Genomic DNA, 24,692 nt, shown 5'->3' with positions numbered 1-24,692 from the left:
GTGGCTAAAAAAGAAATGGATGATGTCTGCGAGGTTCAATGTTTTGATGATGAGAAAGTGAATAGACTTAAACCTTACGCCGCTGAGTCTGAGGGCGTTGCAAAAATTTTCAAGGCCTTAGCGGATGATACACGCGCCAAGATTGTTCACCTTTTGTCATTAGATGAAGAACTCTGTGTTCACGATATTTCCTCCATTATTGGCAGTTCTATTGCCAATACTTCGCATCATTTGCGACTGCTGCACAATATGGGGCTGACTAAATATCGTAAGGAGGGAAAGATGGTTTTTTACTCCTTAGATGATGATCATGTGCGTCATCTCATCTCAGCAGGCGTGGAACATGCTAAAGAACAAAAATCATTGATTCGCTGACGCAATCGAATTACACAGTTGTATATTACTTTTAAACCGGTACGTCCTAACAAAGGACTACCGGTTTTGTCTTTTCTGAATACTATCCAGGAAGTTGGAGAAATTCAGACAAATAGGAGATGTTTACCTCCTTCAGTTTAATAGCCTGTGATCTTTATTTCGCTGACCTATTTGAAGTACTAATGCATTCGTTTCTTTTGTTCCACATAATTTCTTCACAACTAATAGGTAAACTAATCCTAACGTTACTTAAGTTGTAAATAACCATAGAAAAGGAGTTGATTATTTTGGTATGAAAATTAAAAAATTTGCAGGCATTATATGCTTAACTTCTGCACTTTTAGTTGCAGGATGTACAAGCGCCGTTCCTGAAAAATCCCCCTCTAGAAATCAGCCAACGGGGAGCCAGTTAGAGAATAAGATACCTTGGGTAGCAACAAAAAATACGACGAGAATTAATACAAGCGATCCTTTCGAGGCTGCAGTTATAGTTTCGAAAACCATTTGGACATCGACCAACGATCAATCCCGTCCTGGTGGAGTCGTGCTTGTAAATCCAGATGATTGGCAATCAGCATTGGTTAGTACCGATTTAATCCACTTCCCGAATAACGGTCCTGTTTTGTTTTCTAGGCAAGATCAAATCCCCGATGTTACTATAAATGAGCTTAAACGCTTAAACCCGATTGGATCGCCTCAGAACCAAAACATACAGGTCATTCTTGTGGGGAATTTTGATAAGAACGTGGAAGAGCAAATAAAATCGCTTGAGTTCAAATTTGATCGAATCCAAGGAAAAAACCCAGCGGATTATGCCAAAGCAATTGATGCTTATTACGCGAAAGTTGCGGGATCTGTACCCCAATCCGTAATAATCGGTTCAATGGATAGTCCAGATTTCACGTTACCCGCAACTAACTGGATTGCCCACATGCCGGAACCTTTACTTTATGTAAAGAAAGACGAAATTCCACAAGAAACGAATGATGCCCTGAAGACCAGAAACGGACAAGCAAATATCTACCTATTGGGTCCCGAATTGGTGGTTTCATCAAACGTAGAGCAACAGTTAAAACAATACGGCAAGGTTACAAGGATCTCTGGTAACGATCCATACGAAAATGCCATCGCATTCGCAAAGTTTAAAGATTCTGCAACGCAATTTGGCTGGGGTATCACATCGCCGGGACACAACGTATCCTTTATGGTAATAGGATCACCTGCATTGGCGATCGCACAAACGCCTTTTTCACATATGGGAAAACATGCCCCTTTATTATGGACTGGCCAAGATAAAATGCCATCGCCAGTTATGTCTTACCTAATGTCCATTCAACCAAAATATAAACTGTCCCCCGCAGAGGGGCCTTACAACCATGCCTGGATTACTGGTGACCAAAACACTATGACATCGAATGCGCAAGCAGAAATTGATAGTATGTTGGAAATCACGTCTGAATCAGGTGGTGGACATGGTAACATGGGGGGAATGGATAACAACAAACAAACAGACTCAACCCAAATGCCTGGGATGAAGCACTAATTCGTTGAGGGTCGCTGATTGCTGATTGCAACAGCGATTTTCTTTTTGATACCAGAAAAATAAACATCTTATCCATTCCCTAAAAAGTTAACCCCTGCTGGTTGTTGCATGGCTTATCGACTCGCTTATAGTTAGTAGTCATGACTCAGCGATACATGTTTTAGTCCATAGATAGTTGGATAGAACCCCTTCAATTTATTGGCATGGTTCCATTTCCGTTTATACCCATTTTTCCGTGACATTCAAATATTCATTTGAACATTTGTTTATAATCGTCTATAATCTGAGTTACATTAGGAACAATAATCGTTATAAGGAGGGATTTCATTGGGACTTCATCATGGACATTCCCACGATCACGGACATGGACATAGCCATGGAAAAGGGGCTAACAAAAAGGCACTTCTACTTTCCCTGGTGATTATTACGACGTTTCTTATTATTGAAGTCATCGGAGGATTTCTTACCAACAGCTTAGCGCTTCTTTCTGATGCAGGGCATATGCTGAGTGACTCGTCTGCTCTGTTTCTTAGCTTAGTTGCTATGTATTTTGCAGCAAAACCACCTTCGCCTACCAAAACGTATGGATTTTATCGCACCGAAATCCTTGTAGCACTGCTGAACGGAATCACACTCGTTGTGATATCCATCTTCATTTTCTGGGAAGCGTATCAGCGACTATCTGCCCCACCCGAAGTAGCCAGCCTTTCCATGATGGGGATAGCCTTTATCGGTCTTTTGGCCAATATTGCAGCAGCTTTTGTTTTGATGCGGGGAGATTACAAAAACAATCTGAACATGCGAAGTGCTTTTCTCCACGTTCTCGGTGATATGCTCGGATCTGTCGGGGCAATCGTTGCGGGCTTTCTTATGTGGAAATTTGGTTGGTATATTGCAGATCCGATCATTAGCATTATCGTTGGTATTCTAATCATGTCCAGTGCTTGGCGTGTAACAAAAGAATCCGTAAATGTTCTGATGGAAGGAAGCCCTTCGAATATCGACACCCAGAAAGTAAAAGACGCACTTACCACCATCCCAGGAGTTACTAGCGTCCATGATCTTCATGTTTGGACGGTTACGTCAGGTTTTGATTCGTTGACTGCACATATTCATGTTAAAGATGATCTTCCAAGTTATCCAGTTCTTCAAGAAGCTTTGCACTTGTTAAAGGATAATTTCGGGATTACGCATGCTACTATTCAGATAGAAAATTCCTCGGTCCTACATGGTGAAATGATGTGCCAGGTTGGCCCATCTCATGAGCATGACCACCAGCACGACCATAATAATGATGATCATATGCACCATCAACACAAAAATAACGATGGACACGTTCATTGAGCGAAGACGAAAGCAGTAAAAACCAGATTAAACCCTCCACTGCCTATTAGCACATCAGTGCACCCACTCCCGGTCAATTCCAAACATATCCGGATGTGGGTGCCCCTCATCTTCCACTTGTATCGTGACGTGCCCAATCCGGAATTTTTGTGCAACCTGCCTCTCCAACTCACGTATGATCCCCTGTGCTTTGCCTACTGTCATTCCCCCATCTACCACAATATGTCCGCTCATTGCGTTACGATTGGATGTTAGACTCCAGATATGCAGGTCATGTATGTCTTTGACACCTGAAATGGAACGAATGGTCGCTACTACTTGATCAAAATCAATCCCAACGGGTGTACCTTCCATAAGTACAATGTAAGATTCTTTCAGTACACGCCATGCACTGACCGCCACAATGAGGGCAATGAAAAAACTTAAAATCGGGTCAACAATATACCATTTGGTAAAATACATGATAATCCCTGCGACAATTACACCTGCTGATGCAGCTGCATCCCCTAGTACATGCAGCATCGCACTCTTAATATTGACATTGTCAGCTTGATCACGCATTCCCAAACCGATATATAAATTCACAACCACACCAATTGTCGCGGTAATGAATAATACTGTACTTTCTACTGGTTGGGGATTTAACAATCGCTTATATGCCTCTCCTCCTACAAAAAAAACGATACCAATCAAAGTTAAGCCGTTAAACAAAGCAGCTAGTATGGTTATCCGATGACGCCCAAATGTCATGAGTTTTGATGGCGGTGCCGTCGATGCTCGAATTGCGAAGTATGCCACAATAAGGGCCATTACGTCTGTTAACATGTGAGCTGCATCAGTTAAAAGAGCTAGGCTATTTGCCCATATCCCGCCAATTACTTCGCCTGCTAATACAATAAACCCTAGAATAATTGCCGTTTTCAGCTTGCTTTGTGCAACGTGCACGTGATGACCACCTCCAGTTGAATGGTTGTGGTCATCACCATGTTGGACCTTGTTGTCACGGTGTTTTGATTCTTGTTTGCTCATTTGCATATCCTCCTGCTATTCACCATATAACCAGTTTGTCTTTTAGCAAATTTGTACTTAGTTTTATGCCATTGCACGCTTGATATACGGATGAGGCCATAATTTAGCCCATATGGATCACAGATGCACTTCCGACATACCCTATAGATTCACAATGAAAACACGAGCCTTTCCCCTTATTTTGGGAGAAGGCTCGTATTGGGTTAGCCATTACATTATGGAGCAGAATATAAACAGGTGATGAACAGTATGCTTTCCAACATCGTATTAGGATTTATTCTTCCCTGGATCGCTGGTGGACTTCTCTTCAAAAAAAACCCTAAACTAGTGTTAACAATTGCCCCTTTCGCAGCCGTTATTGCTTTGTCGACCAATGAGTTTGGGGTGTTTCTCGATTTTTGGGATATACTCCCGAAAGAAACAGAGTTTATGAATTGTTTACCACTTGATTTGGGTGTTTATCCGGTACTTGGCTCCCTTTTCATCCACTTCGTTCAAAGAAAGAAACTCTCTACATGGTTAATTCTTTTTCTGTTTAGCTCATTTACAACCGTTTTAGAACTAACCTACGTGCTAATAGGAAAAATCGTTTATCACAATGGCTGGAACATTACCTTGACATTTTTTTCGTATATACTCACCTATACATTAGGGTTATTGTATTATTTTCTCTTAAGAAAACACTCCGTCTTACCGTGAATACCTATTATCTTCATAGCAAAATAACGCTGGCATAGTAGCCAAGTATAAACAAGAGAAACGCTACAGAAACATAAATCCCTCGTAAGGATTTTAGAAACACTTCAAACCATGATACGTACAAGATTGTTCCTGATGCAAGGCCAATCATGAGAGCCAAGAGTCCAACTTCCTTTAGATCGACGAGCGCCCCCAATACAGCACCTATCGCGAATGGAGCGCTTACTAGCAAGACGAGCATCATTACATTTACGGGTCTTACTTTTGCCATGACCAGGGGAACACCCATAGCCAACCCTTCGGGGACATTGTGAAAAAACATGACCATCCCTAATTCCCGTCCAAGGTGTGGCAAATGTATAAAGGTATTGCCCAGTAATAGTCCTGCTGGAAAGTTATGCAGAGCTATACTTGCTCCGATCAGCATCCCGGATCGCATGAATGAGTTATTTTCCTCTTGATGAATATGTTTATGCGAGTGAAAACGACGGTCGAATGTGTATCCAACTAGATACCCGATTACTGCCCCTGCAGCTGCCCACGAGACTCCACCTATTTCCACTGCCTCTGGCAAGAAATCCGTGAATATGAGCCCTATGATTACACCCGTTGACAATGCAATGATGGCTGAGAGCCACATCTGGTTCAGCTTGTTTCCAGCATATGCAAGAAAAGCACCCGCACATAGCCCTAAACTACAAAAAGTCATAATCCCAAGCATGCTTATCCCCCCATGACTGATATATGTATGCGGGGTTGACGACATGCCATTTACGGGAATGGCTTTCCTACATATTAATTCACCCAACATCCCATAATACAGGTAAGTTTCCAGTGGTTGGTGAAGAGATGATATTCTCAAAAGAAGACAACACAAAAGAACTAATTGAAACTATCGATAATTGTAGTCTGATTGAACTGGACGGCTTTCCCCTTTTTTACAAACTCGAGGATAACATCTCCTTTTTGAAACGTCTTTTCTCAGACTGCTCTGATTTCGTTATTCGAGAATTCAAGCTAAACAACAGTGTCAATGCAATTCTTGTTTTTGTGGACGGCCTGATCGATACCAAGGAAGTGAATCAAGTACTACAAACCTTGATGGTCCTGGAAAATGGAGACGATGATATCCATGTAATTGAAAAAGCTTTACTGCCAGTCTCGCAAATTACTAAAGTGAACGAATACAAAAATCTATTGCAGGCAGTTCTCTCTGGCACTACGGGGATACTCGTAGATGGAAATGAGGAAGGCCTAACACTAAGCATCCAAGGAGCGGAAAAACGCTCAGTAAACGAACCAGAAGGCGAAGCGGTCGTGCGCGGTCCCCGAGAAGGTTTTATTGAAAATATTAGGACGAATACCTCGATGCTCCGTCGGAAGCTAAAAACCCCCAGACTGAAAATGAAGTCGTTGGTCGTCGGTAGAGAATCGAGTACCAACATTAATCTGGCTTACTTGGAGGGAATTGCGGATCTGCAAATCGTGGAGGAAGTGTCTCGTCGGATCAGCAACATTGATATGGATGCCATCTTGGAGGGCGGATACATCGAAGAGTTGATCCAGGACAGCACGTACTCGCCGTTTCCCCAGGTCATGTACACAGAACGGCCTGACACCGTAGCGGGAGCACTCTTGGAAGGGCGTGTCGCCATTTTCGTAGACGGAAGTCCGATGGTGTTAATTGTACCTGCTACCTTCTGGATGATGATGCAAGCAAACGAAGATTATTATGAACGATTTCAAATGGCGACATTAGTCCGCTGGTTGCGCTATCTGTTTTTGGTTATCGCGCTGCTCACTCCTGCCTCCTATGTGGCTATCACTACTTTTCATCAACAAATGCTGCCTACCACTCTTTTGCTTAGCATTGCCGCAGCACGAGAGTCCATTCCTTTTCCGGCTATAGTCGAGGCACTTATCATGGAAATATCCTTTGAAGCTTTGCGGGAAGCGGGAATTCGCCTCCCGAAGGCGGTTGGTCAATCGGTCAGTATACTTGGGGCGCTGATTGTTGGCCACGCGGCTGTCCATGCGGGGATCGTCTCTTCACCGATGGTCATTGTCGTTTCCATCACTGGAATCGCCTCGTTTACGATCCCCCACTTTAACGCAGCCATCTCCCTTCGGATGCTTCGCTTTCCCCTGATGATTGCGGCTTCGATTCTTGGAGTATACGGAATCCTGGTTGGTGTCATGGTACTTATCGGACATATGGCAAACCTGCGTTCTTTTGGCATGCCTTATTTATCACCGATTGCACCAATGTCGGTAGGAGATTTCAAAGATATCCTTATTAGAGCTCCCTGGCCAGTGATGGAAAACCGACCGAGCTTTGAAAGGACTCATGATGTTAGGCGAATGGACGATGGTTTTGCCAACCTAGTTCAACAAGGGGGAGGGCAGGACGGAGGGCCGTAAAACAAGCATTTCCTTCGAATAGGAACAATCGTGAAGCATACAGCTCAATGGTCCGAAGTGGGGATGACTTTTGCAATAGTGATTTTATATAAACAGAACCCCACTGCGCTTTTAAAAGAGCAGTGGGGCTGGTAGCGGTTTTATCTTTTTAAGTAATTCATCGGATTTTGGACCTGTCCACCTTTCCTCACTTCAAAATGGACGTGTATCCCAGTCGAATCACCGGTTGATCCCATAATACCAATTGATGTACCTTTGCTAACCTGTTCTCCCTCGCTTACACGCAAAGATTTCATATGTCCATATAAAGTCTGGACACCGTTCCCATGGTCAATAATGACGGCGTTCCCGTAATCTCCGTACCAACCAGCTAAAACTACCTTTCCACTTCCTGTGGCCCGTATGGACCCTGAGCCTGCAATATCTAACCCTTTATGTAGTCTACCCCATCGCTGACCATAACGGCTCGTCAGTACTCCGTTTGCTGGCCAAGTCATATTTCCTGTGGCTGAAGCGACCTTCGTACCCCGTTCTACGATTTTTGCATTAGGTTTCGTAATGGTTTCTTCCTGAATTACTTTGCGTTCTACCGCTTTTCCATTTTCTTTAATAATCTGGTATGTAACCCTTTTCGTGCCCTCTATTCCTGGTTGAATTACCCTTGTTTCGCCTTTCGGTAGTTTATCAGTTGTTCTGGTTTCTAAATTAAAGGGGATTCTCTCGCTTTTCTCAACCTCTTCTGTAACTTCAACTGTTAATAGAGGTTTCGATACCGTAACATTTATTTGCTGACCAATCTGCAATAACGAGTTTTCATTTAAACCTGGATTACTGTCAAGGATATCGGAGAGCTTAACTCCGTATTTATTTGCAATACACCCGAGGCAATCTCCTTCACTGACAGTATGAATAGTTGGGGTCATCAAGCCATTCGAAAAGACTTGTATCAACTCGTCAGTAGAAAGGATCTCAGAAGCAGGGGCCGAGCTTTTCCCCGTTTCAACAGTTTCTTTAAACTTTACCTGCTTTACCTTTGTTTGCTCATCGAGAGAGGCTGCTGTAACATTACTTTTGGAATTTCCGACATATTGCTGCTTAAGCTGCGAGAGTGCCTTATCAATCTCCTCTTGATTAGCTGCATAACCAACTATATTGCCTCCAACTTCAACTTTTACTGCTGATACTTTCAACTCCGTCTCTCTAGAAAGAGCCTCTAAAGCAGCTTCATTGTCATAGCGACCATTAAGCTGTTTTTGTTCCTTAAAAGTAATACGGTCTGCCAATTTTAATTCAATGGCATTACTCTGTTTTCCGCCTTTGTTCAATTTGGTATTTAGCCACTCTTGAATAACCGTAGGGCTGCTTACAACTCCTATTTCTTTCCCGTTCAGTTCCAGCTGATAAACAGTTACCATATGAGAGTTATCAATATGCTCCGCATATGCAACACCCGTTGTTGTAAGCAAGAAAGCTAACCCAACAAACAATTTGACTTTTTTGTTTTTTGAAAAAATGGACTTTACATCTTTTACTTTTTCTCGAAATAGGGCTATCCAATTGGTACCAAACATTTTACTGCCTCCTGGACGTCCTTTGGATTTTGGAATTATCTTTTTCCCGACATATTCGACTTTATCATACAAAAATCGAGTTCGACAAGTAGATGGACTGAAGGATTCATCAAATAGTCATTTAAATGTTATAAGATGTACAACCGTTGCAAACTATATAATGAACAATTGTATTTAATTCGAAGCTGACTCTTAAAGAACTGGTTTCAAATGTTATCTTGAGTTGATTATCGTCAGCTAAGAAAAAAGTAAGCCCTTACTCAAGGTCGGGCTTACTTTTTCTGCAAGGCTATTATAAAAAAACAAATTCATCTATTCGTTATGCGTAGGAATGTAAACCAGCAATTACTAGGTTCACGACCACCAATGTGATCAGAATAATAACGAAGCCAATGACCGACATCCACGCAGACTTTGTACCTACCCAACCACGAGAGAGCCTAAGATGTAGGTACGCGCTGTAAAACAGAAAGACAATCAACGCCCAAACTTCTTTGGGATCCCATCCCCAGAACCGACCCCATGCTTCTTCAGCCCAGATCATAGCGAAAATGAGAGCGCCAAGTGTGAACACTGGGTAACCTATACTAATGGCACGATAACTAATTTCGTCCAATAATTCAGGATCAATCCCTTTAAGCGAAGGTTGCATAACGGCACCTAATCGTTTGCGTAAAAGCAAACGAAGTATTCCGTAGAGCACGACACCAGAGAGAATCGACCAGAACATTGTGTTCAATTTCCGTGCTGAGTCTTTCCCCACCATCCAAGCAGGAGCTTCAAACCATGGGGACATTGGTCCTGGCATTCTTATGGTAGAATTTGCTGGGGCTACTATAGCAGGGAGAACGTACTCCACAGTCTGATTCACCAATTGTCCCGAATTATCCATCACTTTTTGTGGCATTTGAAACATGGTACTTTGATTTAATCGTGAAAAAGTCATATCCATACCGATAAACCCAACGAGCATGAGTACGACTACCAGTACAAACTCTAACCATCTTGTTCCTTTAGTAACAATATCTTGAGGTATTGTTCGAATTAAATACATCAATCCAGCAGCAAAACCGACTGTTAAAATTCCTTCTCCCAAGGCTGCTGTGGTTACGTGAATTTGTAACCAATAGCTTTGTAACGCTGGAATGAGTGGAGTGACTTCATTTGGGAAGACGTAGGCATAGCCCAACATGATCACTCCAAGTGGTAGAACAAATGCCCCAATCACGTTCATTCTATAGATTCTGTAGATGATCAGGTATGCCAAAATAATACAGAAGTCCAGGAAAGCCATGAATTCAAACATGTTACTTGTTGGGCTATGACCACCCGCAATCCATCGGGTAACAATGTATCCTCCCTGAGCGAGAAAGCCAATAAGCTACACTACTATAGCGTTGCTCATGTTGCATCGGATCCCGTCCCGCCCAGTTCCTTCCTGTCAATGCGATGACAAAAGTAATGGACGAGAGCACGTAAAGTACAAAAGCCAAATCCAATAGCCAATCACTTACTTGGATTAGCATCAGTGTTATCCTCCTTGGTCGTGCTTAGATCTAATAATCTGTCTTTATCATCTTTCTGATCTGTATATTAGAGAAGCTATTCAATTGTAAATTCCTAACGCTGCGTTTCACTTTCCATCGGCTGTCTCAATCCATGTGAATGATCAAGGTAATTAACTTTTTCCCCACTACCGAATATTGATAATCCTACAGTTACTGATACAGCAATAATGGCTACACCCAATCCAAGTTTTAAATTAAAGATTGTTTTGTGCATTTCCGTATGCCTCACATTTTCTTTGTGAGTTTTCATAGTCTGTTGTTGGTCGAATTGGCTTCTAGTAACGATAAAAAGAACAAAAAGGATAAAGGCAATTAAAGTAGTTCCTAGTAATGCAAGGCCCATTAATTATTCTCCTCTCTTTTGTCTTTTCATTTATTTTCGAAACTCTTAATGTAAATCTTCAAATAGTATTACACAGGGGGGAGACTCAATACTTTTATCTTTTAGTACATCTTTTCCTCACCGTTAATCATCCCTATTACACATAAACATTCAAACAATCGTTTCATTATTTTAATAATACATTAAAACATGGCCGGACTCTACAGAGACATCAAAATGTCATTTTTCGATCCTATTAGTAACATAGCAACACTGTGTTAACTTTCACGATCCGTTTATGTATATATAATTTGAATAAAATGCTGCTAAAGTAGGGTTCACATAAATGACTGTACTTTTACAAAAAGACTTAAAACTGCTCATTCGCAATCATTCAAATAACCACGCTGGATCTTCCCGCAAAATTGAAGATTGATTTATGGCTCGATACCATGCGGTCTGAGTTTTCCCATTCTTCTGGTAGCTAATTTGATAAATCGTATTCCCTTTACCACTTTTTTCGAAAGGGCTGTCTACATAGCTCACCACTTTAATATTAAGTACTCTGCCTCCCTTCATTGAAATTTTCCCCTTAATTTCCTTTATCTGTTCCTGATTGGCATTAACTGAGCCCCTATAAGCAAAAATCCCTATTGTTATAGGAATTGCTATACATGCGAGCACGATGATCTTTGATTTCGTTTTCATATCCATTTGTAATTTTCCACCCTCCATTTTGGGGTAGTGATAGCTTACCAGACACTTCACTAGGTATTGATTAACAACTAAAGTTCTATAGTCATCATTGACAAATTAACTAAAAATCTGTGCTCTATTCCCATTTCTAGGTGGCCTTCGTACGTTTCTCTCGGAGATTTAAACTTTGACCTTTATATAAGAAGAGATAAGACACAGCTGATGAAAGGGTTGTGTCTTATCTCATGGTTAGGAAACGGACTTTTTCAATAACTTACGTATTAAATGTCATAATCCAAATCGAACCAGCCACGATTGTAAGAACAATTACAATCCCCAAAACAAGAGCTTGAACATTGTAGCGCGGCTTTTCTCCTTCTCTAATGTGCATAAAGAAGTATAGCTGGACAAAGAATTGCAAAATGGCCATAACCATAATTGTGATTACAAGAGCCGTTTTGCCAAGCATTTGATTCATGACAAGCACAAGCGGAATAATGGTCAACACGATCGACAGAATATAGCCGATCACATACGACTTTAGTGAGCCGTGATGTTCTGCATGATTCTCATGATGGGTCATCCTACATCACCCCCAATAGATAGACAACTGTGAAGAGGAAGATCCAAATGACGTCAAGGAAGTGCCAATACAAGCTCAGGTTGGTCACTTTACGACGTGTTACTGGTGTTATGCCGTGGCGTTTCAACTGTATCATGATCGCCACCATCCAGAACAAACCTACCGTAACGTGCAGACCATGCGTCCCAACCAGTGCAAAGAAAGCCGAAAGAAACGCACTTGTTGAAATACTCGCACCTTCCTCTACCATTTTGGCAAACTCTGTGATCTCTAGTCCGATAAAGGCTAGTCCTAATATTGCAGTTACAGCTAGCCACCCAATCAACTCTTTCACTTTCCCTTTATTCATCGCCAGTATAGCCAAACCACTTGTAAAACTACTGGTCAACAAGATAAAGGTCGATGCTATAACGCCGGGCATTTCAAAAAGCTCTTTTCCGGTTGGCCCCCCCGCGTAATTGTGCATCAATACTGCGTAAGTGGCAAACAGTGAACCAAACAAGATGCAGTCTGTTACAAGGAAAATCCAAAATCCGAGTACTTTAAGTTGCTCATGTTCCTCGTGGCCATGCTCATGATCATGAGAATGACCATCGCCATGTTTTTTTACCAGTGTTTGCATCATAAATCCCTCCCCAGTGAGGCTTCCGTGCGTCGCACTTCATCTACCGGTACATAATAATCCGTATCATACTGAAAGGAACGTGCCCACATTGTCATAGCAACACCGATTAACCCAACAACTGCCATCCATACCCATCCAAAGGTAAAGCCAAATCCAGCAATAAACCAGAAGACAGACATGATAAATGGAATCCCAGAGTTTTTCGGCATGTGGATCGGTTCAAGGTGTACTTTCTCTTTCTTAGCAGTGCTATCAGCCATTGCTTCTTTTGTCAGCCACCAGTCATCGGTATCTTTCACTTGTGGAATGACTGCAAAGTTGTAAAACGGTGCCGGAGATGGGATCGACCATTCTAATGTACGTCCGTTCCACGGATCCCCTGTCGTGTCACGCTCGCCATGTTTGATACTGTACGCGATTTGCCATACTTGGAAAATAAAGCCTGCACCCATCAAGAAAGCTCCAATGGTCGATATTAGATTGAGTGGTGCCCATCCCAAGTCCCATCCGTACGTATAGTAACGTCGGGTCATACCCATGAAACCAAGCGCGTATTGCGGCATGAAGCAAACATAAAAACCGATATTCCAGAACCAGAAACCCCATTTACCCAAACGTTCATCCAGCTTGAAGCCGAATATTTTCGGCCACCAATAGTAAATGCCTGCAAGGAAACCAAACACAACCCCACCAATCAGTACTTGGTGAAAGTGGGCAATGAGGAAATAGCTATTGTGATATTGGTAGTCTGCAGGAGCAACTGCTAGCATGACACCCGTAGCTCCCCCGATAAGAAAACATGGAATGAACGCAATCGTCCATAACATTGGTTGTTTGAACGAAATTCGTCCACGGAACATGGTAAACAGCCAATTGAAGATTTTTACCCCGGTCGGAATCGCAATGACCATGGTTGAGATCGCGAAAAATGCAATTACGTTAGCACTTGTCCCCATGGTAAAGAAATGATGTGCCCACGTAAAAAATGCAACAACAGCAATGCTCATCATGGCAATAACCATGGATTTATACCCAAAAATCGCCTTCCTGGAGAACGTTGCAACGATCTCAGAGAAAATACCAAAAGCTGGGACAACTAAAATGTATACTTCTGGATGTCCCCACATCCAAATAAGGTTGATATACATCATCGGATTACCCGCGCCATCCATCGTAAAGAAATGGGCGCCTGCGAATCTGTCGAGGAAAAGCAACGCCAGTGTTACAGTTAGAATAGGGAATGCCAAAATGATCATGATACAGCTTGACAGAACAGACCAGCTGAAAAGAGGCATTTTCATCAATTTCATTCCTGGAGCACGCATTTTAAGAATCGTTACAAGGAAGTTAATCCCTGTGGCCAAACTACCGATACCGGAAATCTGAATGCCCCAAATATAAAAGTTTTGACCAGGTCCAGGACTCAGATCATTTTGTGATAAAGGTGGATACGATAACCACCCTGCATCCGGAGATCCTCCTATAACGAATGACAAGTTAAACAGCATTGCACCGAACATAAATAGCCAGAAACTGACTGCATTCAAAAACGGATAGGCGACGTCACGCGCTCCTATTTGCAATGGAATTACCATGTTGAACAGGGCAAACATCATCGGCATTGCCATAAACAAAATCATGATCGTGCCGTGCGTCGTGAAGATTGCGTTGTAGTGATCAGATTGTAAAAACCCTAAGTCTGGGAACGCTAGCTGTACACGCATCAAAAGAGCGTCCACTCCACCGCGGAACAGCATTAAAAGTGAAGCGATCAGATACATGATCCCAATTTTTTTGTGATCTACAGTAGTTAGCCATTCACGCCATAGCCATCCCCACTTATGGTATTTGGTAAGGACAAAAACGATAGCAACAATCGTTAAGGCAATCGAAACATCCGCACCATAAATTAAAGGGTCACCTGTAACAAAAAACGTTGATGCAAAAGATTTAATGTTTTCCCACATTAGGTGTTCCTCCTTCCTTCCATTTACTGATTCATGTTCATTTCGGTCATGTTGTGTCCAGACATTTGCTGGTCGATCTCGTTTGTTGCTTTATTCGCATTATCGTTTTTCACTTGATCTTCTGGGTCATTGGAATTACTCATAGGCTGTCGGGTTTTCATGTCATGCTTCTTTTTGTCATCGTGACCATGGCTGTATTTCATCACAATTTCATCAAACAGTCCTGTTGGAAATGATGAATACAGCATTATTTCAGAAAGACCAGGCTTTCTAAGCTTCTCGTAATCCTGTTTTGTCATGGCTGGACTATTGTTCTTCACCTGCTGCACCCATTGATCAAATTCGTTCTGGGGCTTGGCAACTACTTTAAACTGCATATGGGCAAAACCTTCTCCAGTAAAGTTAGCACCCTTCCCCTGATATTCGCCCGGTTCATCAGCTTGCATCCATAAGTTCGTAGCCATTCCAGCCATCGCATAAATTTGGCCAGCAAGCTGCGGAACCCAAAAAGAGTTCATAGGACCGTCAGCAGACACTCGGAATTGTACCGGAACCCCTACCGGAATCTCTAAGTAATTGACTGTGGCTATGTTTTGCTCAGGATAAGTAAACATCCACTTCCAGTCCATAGATGTAACTTCGATGGTGATCGGCTTCACTTCTTTATTGGGCGATTCTACCAGTGCATAAATGTCTCGTACTGTGAAGTAACCCAAAATCGCAATGATAATAACGGGAATCCCCCACCATATTACTTCCAACGCCGTGTTGTGCGTCCAATTCGGTCTGTAAGGAGCTTTATTGTCCGCAGTGTCTCGATAGCGATACACAATAAAAGCGGTAAGCGCCAGAACCGGTATAATGATGATGGAGCACAAAATAACTGATATGATAATGAGATTGTACTGCGTTTCTGCCACTGGCCCTTTTGGATTGAGGACAACGTACTCGTTTCCACATCCTGAAAGCATGAGGACGGCTATTGTTGCCAATATCCAAAAGTGGATTTTCTTCAACATCTTTCTTGCACCCATTTCTCCTAACCCCTCCCTCAATCATCAAAAAATTGTCCTAACAATTTTTTAACTTAGTTAAACACCAACTTGCTTCAACAGCTTTTCTAAATGCTATCAGAAAATCTAGAACTGTGTACGTTGGTTCCAGCAGTGTTCATTTTTGTGTCGCTTTTCTGTGACAAAGTATTCACCTAAGCTTCACAGTTTTTCTTAGTTAAGTAATGATTAAATCAGGAGATATTATCTAATGAGTTAATCTGATATTAGAACTAGACTCACCTTGTAACAGTTACCCTTCGCTTCAGAAAAAAAGGCCAACCAGAAGCTTCTGGCTGACCAAATAATATGAAAATCAATTTGATTGTCTGAAACGTCTTCTCTCTCAATTTATCCCACAAACAACTACTGCTTTTTTTCCTAAGGTCAGAAGTAATAGTTGTAAAAAAAATAACTTGCACAGTTTATGTTAACTGATAAACTTTACGACAAAATATATGACTAAAGGTGAAATTACAATTGGACTAAGAATTATGAATAACCAAGCAATCCATTTTCTTCGGGGGGTCCCCTTTAGAAGATACACAATTCCAAAATAAAGTGGCAAAGAAATGGAACCACCTACAACTACGGAAAGTATGAGTAGATTATCCTGTTTCGGAATTTCAAACATAATGAATACAACCCACATTAACAAAAACATGCAGCCAAGTAAGTATAACTTATTCATGATTATATCTCCCCTACCCTCTATTTTTCATTTCCCTTGGTATAGTTAGAAAATAGGGAAGTGGCTCTGTGCCTCTTCCCCTTACTTTTATATCCAGCTAAACTTTATGTTTTCTGATCCATAGACAAATCCTCTTGCTTTTCCTGTCTGTACCAATGATAGAAGACGTATGCAAGCACGAATCCGTATACTAATTCCTGCATTAGATTCATGATAATCCCACCTAGTCTTTGGTCACTGAACGTATCCAGGCTTGGAAACAGTCGCGGAGCCTGAATGTAAGTATCGTATAAGGGATCACCAGCAAAGATAATCAATGCACACGCAGGAGTAATTAGCACTCCGTTAGCAAAGATATAACCAAGTTTTTTTAATCCAGATAGCTGCTGTTTATCCGATAATGGACTAACTATCGGCCACCACATGGCGAATGCTGTAAACACTAGCACCAGATGATAAACCAACATCCATTGAGCATTGTCAGCTATTGCATCGAAAATGAACGGTACATGGTAGAAGGAAAATAAGGTATTGAACATCAAAGCAGCAACCAACGGATTGGTTGAAATCCTCAAAATTGACTTTAATAGCTTCAGTTTGAAGATTTCTTCCAAGATCCATTCAGGTATCGCCAAAAGAACAATCGGCGGCAAAGCGAAATATAAGAGAGACTGCTGTAACATGTGAAGGCTAAACAGATAATGATGTCCATAATAACTAATAGGACTTCCTTGCGCAGCATAGAACAAAATCAGCGCAAAAACAAATAGGTACCTTTGTTTGCTGGATGCTGGAGTAGCATTGGCAAACCGTTTGTGTAGTGGACCCGTTATCAAAAAATATACAACCACCATCAATAGGGTTAAGAGCATCATGTTAGGACTCCATAATTCAGAAAAAGACGCTGTACCCATACTTGATGACATGCCCTGATGTTCATTGCCCATGTATATCCTCCCTTCGTACTGATTCACTCTTAAATATCTACGTTATCAGCGTTAAAATTATCTGACAATAAAGAGTGTAGATGCAGTGAGATCATTCACTTATCCTTCTAACCAAGTACGAAGTGCTCTATTGCCGCCATTTGGGGAGACAACTGTCCATTGCCCGGCAACCTGCTCTTCAATCACATTGTAAATACCATAGTATTCCTTTTCTTTCCAAACTGTTGATGATTGTACTATTGGCAATATTGCGATACTATTCAAACCTTTTTTACCATCTGCAATACCTAATTCCCAAGGTATCCATTTTGATTCGATACTATTCGGTGTAGCGAGTACGATAAATTTCGTACTTGCCATAATTTTTTCCTTAATAGAACTTGCAGTTGTCGCATTAGTAGTTCGTGGAATTTGGTTGGGTAACCAATCAATATGCACGGATCGACCAAACTGAGCTAAAAAACCTATTACTGCTTTTATTAATTCTTGGTCCTCGTGCCAATAGGATAGAAAAACAGGTGTCTTTTTTGTATATTTTTTTGCATGTTCATTTTGAGTGAAAGCTCTTCCTAATGTATTGGAATAATTTCTAATACGGTCAAAAGTTAAATATGACATATAAACACCGCCTTATCAGTGATTGATGTCTATAATGAGCTACTTGGAATATACCTTAATCGATATAGTAAACTCATCATTATCAAATGATAATGAACAACATCGAATAATTTTACGGCATTGTATCATTTAGTCTTGGTGTGAATAAGGACACTTGCTTTACCCAACTCTCTCCTCCCTTAAGCGATACATATAAGATTGCCTTTCTGATTCAAGTAACACTCCGTTGCTAAACCCGTTTTGAGGCTCCTATGATATAAGGTATGAACATTATTACTCTCCTAACATTCCCAATTAGAAATCATCATTCAAACATTCATTTTATTATTAAAGTATATGATTTACCTTAACAATGCAAGTACCCTTCCCCGTATGTTCACGAAGTGTTCAAGTAATTTAATTAGAATATCCACTTTATGTTAATGATGGGGTCGAATCACACATTTCATTGCTACATTAGTATTATCGCTAGTTTTTTCATGTATTTTATGCAATAACAAAATTTGACCTTTCTAATGTCTTTTACTTCATCGATATCTCAAACAAATAGCTATAGTGAGCCATTAATAGCATGAAAATGAGATGCTAAAATATAAAGGTAATCAATCGATCTCATAATAGTGGTTATCATACGACATTTGTTTAGACTGGTTTTTTCTACACTATTAAACAAGGTGAAAGAAGTTGGAGTGAATCTTATGAAGTCTGCTGCTGCTGTTGGCATATGTCTTGTATTTCAAGTTTTTATGGATAACCGCCAAGTAGCAGAATGGAAAGGAGAAAAGCCGTTATCGCGAAAGATTATGCCTTCCGTGTCTCTTTCAAGCTTTGATGAAGAACAGTTGCATCAGTTTTTAGTTAGACAACCATTAAAATAACAAAGAGGAGCCGTATGCGTGTAAAGCAAATTGGCTCCTTCTTTGTTATTTCCTCCTATTCATGCCCTTTATATGATTGACAGTTTCCTCGTCCAGTCTCTTAACGAGCTCAACGAGTAATTGCACAGTTAGATCTAAATCATCTCGACTTACCACAGAGACATGACTATGAATATAGCGTGCAGCTACACTAACTACCATTGAAGGTACACCGTTATGCGCCATATGAAATTTACCCGCATCCGTCCCTCCACCCGGCATAATGTCTGTCTGATAAGGAATATTATGTTCCTTTGCTATATCGATGACAAAGTCACGCAAGTTTAAATGAGGAATCATACTGCTATCATAAAAACCGAGAAGGGGACCTCCTCCTAGTTTAGAATAGCCATCTTTATGACTCATCCCTGGAGTATCACCTGCTACCCCGACGTCCAAAGCAAACGCAATATCCGGAGAAACTTTGTCCACGCTACTATTCAAATTGAAAACTCCTCTATTCATCATGATGAAATGATGTGTCAAGTAGGACTAACACACGAACACGAACACGAACACGAACATGAGCATGAACATGGACACGGAAATCATAATCATGATCATGTTCACGAGGGCCATCATCATCACCATAAAGACGACGGTCAATTACATTAAAAGACTCAGGGACTAGATCCTTTACTCGAATCACCTGGAAATCTGTAGATTATTTACAAATTTGATATTCGTTTCTGAATTAACATAAGCACCACTTAAGTGGTGCTTATGTTATGTAAAGGTGAATACCTGTTTTACGGTTTGCATGGACTTCTTCCACTCTCGATATGTTTTGCTACCCTTCTCGTTTACTGCAGTTGTGCCTCATCTATGGTCTGATTAAATCATCTTATTTAATGCTTCCACTCACGATCAATCCCAAACATCTCTGGATGCGAATGTCCTTCATCTTCAACTTGAATCGTTACGTGTCCAATACGGAATTTTTTAGCTACTTGTGCTTCAAGATCCTTAACAATCCCCTGCGCTTTTTTAACAGTCATACTACCATCCACTACTATGTGTCCGCTCATAGCGTTACGATTCGATGTTAAACTCCATATATGCAGATCATGAATGTCTTTGACTCCAGAAACAGAACGAATTGTCGCTACGACTTGGTCAAAATCGATACCAACCGGCGTGCCTTCCATAAGTACTACATATGTTTCTTTTAAAACTCGCCATGCACTTATCGCTACAATTAGTGCGATAAGGAAGCTTAAAATCGGATCAAGGATATACCATTTTGTAAAATACATAATGATACCAGCAATAATTACTCCTGCTGATGCAGCTGCATCCCCCAATACATGCAACATCGCGCTTTTGATGTTGACGTTATCTGCTTGTTCTCTCATTCCCAAGCCAATGTATAAATTTACTACGACACCAACCGTTGCTGTAATAAAGAGTACAGTACTCTCGACTGGTTGAGGATTAAGCAAACGTTTATATGCCTCGGCCCCAACATAAAAAACAATTCCAATTAACGTTAGACCGTTAAACAGTGCAGCTAATATTGTGATCCGATGTCGACCAAAAGTCATGATTTTTGATGGTGGAGCCGTCGAAGCACGAAGTGCAAAGTAGGCCACAATTAATGCCATTACGTCGGTTAACATGTGAGCAGCATCTGTCAATAGAGCAAGGCTGTTTGCTAACATGCCGCCAATAACTTCACCTGCAAGCACAATGAATCCAAGAATAATTGCTGTTTTTAGCTTTCCCTGCGCAACGTGAACGTGCTGACCACCTCCACTTGAATGAACATGCTTACTTTCATGTTGATGTTGTACTGTTCCTTTGAAAGGACTGCGTTTTTTTTCTTTTGTTATCATACTGATCCTCCTGAACGTAACAATATTCCTTGAGGGTTTTAACAAAGAGTTTGTTATTTAGTTTTTGTAATTCAACTGTGGGTATACAAAAATAAGCAGGAGAAAGTGCATTCAGATATCGTTATGAATTCAAAGTGTACTTTTTAAGCAAATAAAAAAACACGACCTTATTTATCAATAAGGCTCGTGCCTGGTATATAGATCGATTTGATCAGCAATATAGAATGAAAGGGGAGAGTCCGATTCTTTTTTACATAGTTTTCGGTTTTATTATTCCTTGGATTATAGGCGTTAATCTTTTTAAAAAGAATCAAAAAGTGGTCTTAACGATTGCACCATTCGACTCGGTGATTTCTCTAGTGTTCAATGAGATCGGCCTATTCCTGGACTTTTGGGACATACTGCCGAATAAAACAGAGTCATTAAATTGCTTGCCAATTGATTTAGGAATTTATCCTATCTTTGGTTCACTGTTCATACACTATTGTCAAAAGAACTTGCTTCCTCACTGGATCCTTCTGCTGTCATTTAGCCTGTTCACTTCTGGATTAGAATATATCACAGTGTTAACAGGTAGTATTGTTTATCATAATGGTTGGAACATTTTTTGGACATTTATATCGTACGTATTAGCGTACATATTAGGATATTCATACTATGTCCTTTTAAAAAGAAACCTCATCCTCAGATGACACACTATCATTCATACACAAATAAAAGGTTAGAATAATGTCCAGTGGCCCTTATTGCATTTCTTGTTGATAAAACCCGTCCCAGAAATGGAACGGGTTTGTTTTGTTCATATCCCTATCGTTTTAAGTAGTTCATTGGATTTTCTATCTTGCCACCTTTCCTTACTTCAAAATGCACATGCACTCCTGTGGAATCACCAGTTGATCCCATAATTCCAATCGAAGTACCTTTATTAACTCTTTCCCCTTCACTTACGCGTATCGATTTCATATGCCCATATAAGGTTTGGACACCATTTCCGTGGTCAATAATCACAGCGTTTCCATAATCCCCATACCAACCAGCTAAGACTACTTTTCCACTTTCTGTAGCCTGTATGGATCCGGAACCTGCAATATCTAAGCCTTTATGAAGCCTTCCCCATCTCTGACCATAACGACTGGTTAGGACCCCGTTCGCCGGCCATGTCATATTTCCTGAAGAAGAGATTGATACGGTTTTTGTACCCTGTTCTACGATCTTAGTAACAGGTTTTTCTATAGTTTCTTCTTGAATCAAATTACGCTCAATTATCTTTCCATTTTCTTTAATGACCTGGTATGTAGCCCGTTTCATTCCTTCTTTACCCGGTTGAATGACCCTAGTTTGGCCTTTTGGTAATAAACTTGATGTTCTCGTTTCTAACTGATAAGGAACTCGCTCGTTTTGTTCTACCTCTTCCGTAACTTTCACTGTAAGAAGGGGTTGAGATACGGTAATATTTATTTCCTGACCAAGTTGCAACAACGAATTCTCATTAATTTCAGGATTGTTATCAAGAATTTCAGAAAGCTTAACTCCATACTCGTTTGCAATACACCCAAGACAATCCCCTTTACGGACTGTATGAATAATCGGGGTAGCAAGGCCATTTGTAAGGACCTGTAGCAGTTTGTCGGATGATAGTATATCAGGAGCAGGAGCTGTGCTCTGTTGCATACTAACTGTCTCTTTAAACTTCACCTCTTTAACCTCTGACTTTTGGCTATCGATGGAAGCAGCAGCAACTTTGCTTTTGGAGTTTGATACATATCTTTGTTTCAACTGGGCGAGCGCCTTTTGTACTTCTTGTTGGTTAATGGCGTAACCTACTGTGGTCCCTCCAACCTCAACCTTTACTGTGGATACTCTGAGCTCTGTCTCTTTAGAAAGTGCTTCTATAGCTGCGTCATTGTCATAAACACCATTGAAGAGCTTTTGTTCCTGAAACGTAATTTGGTCATCCAGTTTTAATTGACTATAATTCTTAGCTCCACTGTTACGCAAACTCACATCCAGCCACTTTTGAACAACATCAGGGCTGCTTACTGCTCCAATCTCTTTTCCATTTAGCTTCAGCTGATAAACGGTAACCATATGGTTATTATCAATATGATCAACGTAAGCAAAACCTGAGGTTGTCAGCAAGAGAAAGAACCCAACCATCAGTTTGAGTTTTTTGTTTTTTGCAAAAATAGCCAATGTGTGATTCACTTTTTCTCGTAACAGGGCTAGCCACTTGGGTTCATCCATGATCTGCCTCCTGGAAGTCCTTTGAATTATCTTAATTATTTACACTCAACTTATTCGACTTTATCATACAAAAAACGCGCTCGACAAGTGGATTGACTACATGGTTCATCAAATATTCATTTAAATGTAATAGGATATACATCCGTTACAAAAACTATAGAACGAACACAGCATTAAAGGAGAGTGGGACATGAACGGACCAAATTCGTGGGAAGTTGAAACGTATCACGAAGGGAAATGGAGAATTAGTGTAAGACACAATCTTGAGAACGACCGTTTGGATGAAGGCGATTATCCAGAGCCCTCATCCGCATTCTCGGGGTACGGAAAAACGTATCAAGTTTTTATGGATAACCGCCAAGTAGCAGAATGGAAAGGAGAAAAGCCGTTATCGCGAAAGGTTATGCCTTCCGTGTCTCTTTCAAGCTTTGATGAAGAACAGTTGCATCAGTTTTTAGATAGACAACCATTAAAATAACAAAGAGGAGCCGTATGCGTGTAAAGCAAATTGGCTCCTTCTTTGTTATTTCCTCCTATTCATACCCTTTATATGATTGACAGTTTCCTCGTCCAGTCTCTTGACGAGCTCAACGAGTAATTGCACAGTAAGATCTAAATCATCTCGACTTACCACAGAGACATGACTATGAATATAGCGTGCAGCTACACTAACTACCATTGAAGGTACACCGTTATGCGCCATATGAAATTTACCCGCATCCGTCCCTCCACCCGGCATAATGTCTGTCTGATAAGGAATGTTATGTTCCTTTGCTATATCGATAACAAAGTCACGCAAGTTTAAATGAGGAATCATACTGCTATCATAAAAACCAAGGAGGGGTCCTCCTCCTAGTTTAGAATGGCCATCTTTATGACTCATCCCTGGAGTATCACCTGCTACCCCGACGTCCAAAGCAAACGCAATATCCGGAGAAACTTTGTGCGATAAAGTTACCGCCCCCCGAAGGCCCACTTCCTCTTGAACTGTAGCGCCGCAAAAAACGGTATTATCAAGCGTTTCTTGTTGAATTCTTTCCAATACCTTTAAGGCAACATAACATCCAGCTCTGTTATCCCATGCTTTTGCCATGAGCATTTTTGGGTTTTTCAAGACTTCAAAGGGGCATATCGGGACAACAGGATCCCCTACCTCCACGCCAAACCCGTTAGCCTCATCTTTACTTGACGCCCCAATATCTACAAACATATTGCTGATTTCAAGAACATTTTTTCTTTCCTCAATTGAAAGGACATGCGGAGCTTTTGACCCAATTACTCCAGTTAGCTCCCCCTTTCTAGTGAGAATCTTTACTCGTTGGGCTAACATTACATGCCCCCACCATCCACCAAGAGGCTGAATCCGGAGGAAACCATCATTTGTAACATGGGTAACCATAAACGAAACTTCATCCATGTGTGCTGCTAGCAAGATTCTAGGACCTGTATTTCCGTGTTGCCCTACGATACTCCCTAAATTATCCTCAAGGATCTCGGGAGTTAACTGTGTAATCCGATCCTTCATTAGGCTTTGTACGCTCATTTCAAAACCAGGCGGACCAGCCGTTTCGGTTAAGTCCCTCATTAATTGTAAGTCTGTATCCATGGTAATCCCTCCTTTTCGTTAGAATGACCATGCGATGAG

23 protein-coding genes and 1 pseudogene are annotated in these 24,692 nt (G+C 41.0%); 8 read left to right on the top strand and 16 right to left on the bottom strand.

What is annotated here, in order from left to right; all coding sequences use genetic code 11:
- The first annotated feature begins 15 nt into the window (after nt 1-15).
- From ACLIN2_RS31425 to ACLIN2_RS31415, 3 genes are all read left to right on the top strand, one after another.
- Nucleotides 16-375 carry an ArsR/SmtB family transcription factor gene (locus ACLIN2_RS31425; RefSeq protein WP_411504964.1) on the top strand — a complete coding sequence of 120 codons (360 nt, stop codon included), beginning with the start codon at nt 16-18 and terminating at the stop codon, nt 373-375.
- Nucleotides 376-667: 292 nt separating this feature from the next.
- Nucleotides 668-1,918, top strand: coding sequence for a cell wall-binding repeat-containing protein (locus ACLIN2_RS31420; RefSeq protein WP_411504664.1), 1,251 nt, complete (start codon nt 668-670; stop codon nt 1,916-1,918).
- A 327-nt stretch (nt 1,919-2,245) separates the two neighbouring features.
- Complete coding sequence (locus ACLIN2_RS31415) at nt 2,246-3,262, top strand: cation diffusion facilitator family transporter (protein ID WP_411504663.1); 1,017 nt, start codon at nt 2,246-2,248, stop codon at nt 3,260-3,262.
- 54 nt (nt 3,263-3,316) lie between these two features.
- Here the strand turns inward: ACLIN2_RS31415 and ACLIN2_RS31410 are convergent, their stop codons facing one another.
- Entirely contained in the window at nt 3,317-4,291 is a 975-nt protein-coding gene (locus tag ACLIN2_RS31410; protein ID WP_411504662.1) for a cation diffusion facilitator family transporter, read from the bottom strand.
- A gap of 249 nt (nt 4,292-4,540) precedes the next feature.
- On the opposite strand from ACLIN2_RS31410, the gene ACLIN2_RS31405 reads away from it, so the two are divergent.
- Nucleotides 4,541-4,990, top strand: coding sequence for a CBO0543 family protein (locus ACLIN2_RS31405; RefSeq protein WP_411504661.1), 450 nt, complete (start codon nt 4,541-4,543; stop codon nt 4,988-4,990).
- A 13-nt stretch (nt 4,991-5,003) separates the two neighbouring features.
- Here the strand turns inward: ACLIN2_RS31405 and ACLIN2_RS31400 are convergent, their stop codons facing one another.
- On the bottom strand, nt 5,004-5,711 hold the full coding sequence (locus ACLIN2_RS31400; protein ID WP_411504660.1) for a ZIP family metal transporter: 708 nt from the start codon (nt 5,709-5,711) through the stop codon (nt 5,004-5,006).
- 128 nt (nt 5,712-5,839) lie between these two features.
- Here ACLIN2_RS31400 and ACLIN2_RS31395 point away from each other — a divergent pair, with 128 nt between their 5' ends.
- Nucleotides 5,840-7,411 (top strand): spore germination protein, encoded by a 1,572-nt coding sequence (locus ACLIN2_RS31395; protein WP_411504659.1) that lies wholly within the window; start codon nt 5,840-5,842, stop codon nt 7,409-7,411.
- Nucleotides 7,412-7,551: 140 nt separating this feature from the next.
- Here the strand turns inward: ACLIN2_RS31395 and ACLIN2_RS31390 are convergent, their stop codons facing one another.
- The 10 genes and pseudogenes from ACLIN2_RS31390 to ACLIN2_RS31345 form a co-directional block, all read right to left on the bottom strand.
- The gene (locus tag ACLIN2_RS31390) at nt 7,552-8,982 is read right to left on the bottom strand and encodes a peptidoglycan DD-metalloendopeptidase family protein (RefSeq protein ID WP_411504658.1); all 1,431 of its coding nucleotides are present in this window, start codon (nt 8,980-8,982) and stop codon (nt 7,552-7,554) included.
- 319 nt (nt 8,983-9,301) lie between these two features.
- Nucleotides 9,302-10,511: pseudogene (ccsA, locus tag ACLIN2_RS31385) on the bottom strand (cytochrome c biogenesis protein CcsA).
- A gap of 91 nt (nt 10,512-10,602) precedes the next feature.
- Nucleotides 10,603-10,893, bottom strand: coding sequence for a hypothetical protein (locus ACLIN2_RS31380; RefSeq protein WP_411504657.1), 291 nt, complete (start codon nt 10,891-10,893; stop codon nt 10,603-10,605).
- Between the two features lie 369 nt (nt 10,894-11,262).
- Nucleotides 11,263-11,586 carry a hypothetical protein gene (locus tag ACLIN2_RS31375; RefSeq protein WP_411504656.1) on the bottom strand — a complete coding sequence of 108 codons (324 nt, stop codon included), beginning with the start codon at nt 11,584-11,586 and terminating at the stop codon, nt 11,263-11,265.
- Nucleotides 11,587-11,842: 256 nt separating this feature from the next.
- Entirely contained in the window at nt 11,843-12,151 is a 309-nt protein-coding gene (gene cyoD, locus ACLIN2_RS31370) for a cytochrome o ubiquinol oxidase subunit IV (protein ID WP_411504655.1), read from the bottom strand.
- 1 nt (nt 12,152) lies between these two features.
- Nucleotides 12,153-12,773: a cytochrome o ubiquinol oxidase subunit III gene (gene cyoC, locus ACLIN2_RS31365; protein WP_411504654.1), complete on the bottom strand. Its 621-nt coding sequence runs from the start codon at nt 12,771-12,773 to the stop codon at nt 12,153-12,155.
- Nucleotides 12,773-14,743 (bottom strand): cbb3-type cytochrome c oxidase subunit I, encoded by a 1,971-nt coding sequence (locus ACLIN2_RS31360; RefSeq protein ID WP_411504653.1) that lies wholly within the window; start codon nt 14,741-14,743, stop codon nt 12,773-12,775. Before ACLIN2_RS31360 ends, cyoC begins: the two co-directional genes overlap by 1 nt.
- A 23-nt stretch (nt 14,744-14,766) precedes the next feature.
- Nucleotides 14,767-15,777, bottom strand: coding sequence for a cytochrome aa3 quinol oxidase subunit II (qoxA, locus tag ACLIN2_RS31355; RefSeq protein ID WP_411504652.1), 1,011 nt, complete (start codon nt 15,775-15,777; stop codon nt 14,767-14,769).
- A gap of 813 nt (nt 15,778-16,590) precedes the next feature.
- Nucleotides 16,591-17,433: a cytochrome c oxidase assembly protein gene (locus ACLIN2_RS31350; protein WP_411504651.1), complete on the bottom strand. Its 843-nt coding sequence runs from the start codon at nt 17,431-17,433 to the stop codon at nt 16,591-16,593.
- Between the two features lie 99 nt (nt 17,434-17,532).
- Complete coding sequence (locus ACLIN2_RS31345) at nt 17,533-18,051, bottom strand: toll/interleukin-1 receptor domain-containing protein (protein WP_411504650.1); 519 nt, start codon at nt 18,049-18,051, stop codon at nt 17,533-17,535.
- Between the two features lie 698 nt (nt 18,052-18,749).
- Here ACLIN2_RS31345 and ACLIN2_RS31340 point away from each other — a divergent pair.
- Nucleotides 18,750-18,929: a hypothetical protein gene (locus ACLIN2_RS31340; protein WP_411504649.1), complete on the top strand. Its 180-nt coding sequence runs from the start codon at nt 18,750-18,752 to the stop codon at nt 18,927-18,929.
- 45 nt (nt 18,930-18,974) lie between these two features.
- On the opposite strand, the gene ACLIN2_RS31335 is transcribed toward ACLIN2_RS31340, so the two are convergent.
- Complete coding sequence (locus tag ACLIN2_RS31335; protein WP_411504648.1) at nt 18,975-19,412, bottom strand: hypothetical protein; 438 nt, start codon at nt 19,410-19,412, stop codon at nt 18,975-18,977.
- 404 nt (nt 19,413-19,816) lie between these two features.
- Nucleotides 19,817-20,803 (bottom strand): cation diffusion facilitator family transporter, encoded by a 987-nt coding sequence (locus tag ACLIN2_RS31330; RefSeq protein ID WP_411504647.1) that lies wholly within the window; start codon nt 20,801-20,803, stop codon nt 19,817-19,819.
- Nucleotides 20,804-21,027: 224 nt separating this feature from the next.
- Between ACLIN2_RS31330 and ACLIN2_RS31325 the strand changes: the two genes are divergently transcribed.
- Complete coding sequence (locus tag ACLIN2_RS31325; RefSeq protein WP_411504646.1) at nt 21,028-21,495, top strand: CBO0543 family protein; 468 nt, start codon at nt 21,028-21,030, stop codon at nt 21,493-21,495.
- A gap of 115 nt (nt 21,496-21,610) precedes the next feature.
- On the opposite strand, the gene ACLIN2_RS31320 is transcribed toward ACLIN2_RS31325, so the two are convergent.
- Nucleotides 21,611-23,047 carry a LysM peptidoglycan-binding domain-containing M23 family metallopeptidase gene (locus ACLIN2_RS31320; RefSeq protein ID WP_411504645.1) on the bottom strand — a complete coding sequence of 479 codons (1,437 nt, stop codon included), beginning with the start codon at nt 23,045-23,047 and terminating at the stop codon, nt 21,611-21,613.
- Between the two features lie 190 nt (nt 23,048-23,237).
- Between ACLIN2_RS31320 and ACLIN2_RS31315 the strand changes: the two genes are divergently transcribed.
- Nucleotides 23,238-23,525: a hypothetical protein gene (locus ACLIN2_RS31315; protein WP_411504644.1), complete on the top strand. Its 288-nt coding sequence runs from the start codon at nt 23,238-23,240 to the stop codon at nt 23,523-23,525.
- 45 nt (nt 23,526-23,570) lie between these two features.
- On the opposite strand, the gene ACLIN2_RS31310 is transcribed toward ACLIN2_RS31315, so the two are convergent.
- Nucleotides 23,571-24,653, bottom strand: coding sequence for a M42 family metallopeptidase (locus ACLIN2_RS31310; RefSeq protein WP_411504643.1), 1,083 nt, complete (start codon nt 24,651-24,653; stop codon nt 23,571-23,573).
- Nucleotides 24,654-24,692: the final 39 nt, after the last annotated feature.

Source organism: Brevibacillus centrosporus (assembly GCF_046622605.1).
Taxonomy (GTDB): domain Bacteria; phylum Bacillota; class Bacilli; order Brevibacillales; family Brevibacillaceae; genus Brevibacillus; species Brevibacillus centrosporus.
The sequence above is the reverse complement of the archived record's forward strand: the minus strand, read 5'-3'. Positions and strand labels throughout refer to the sequence as shown.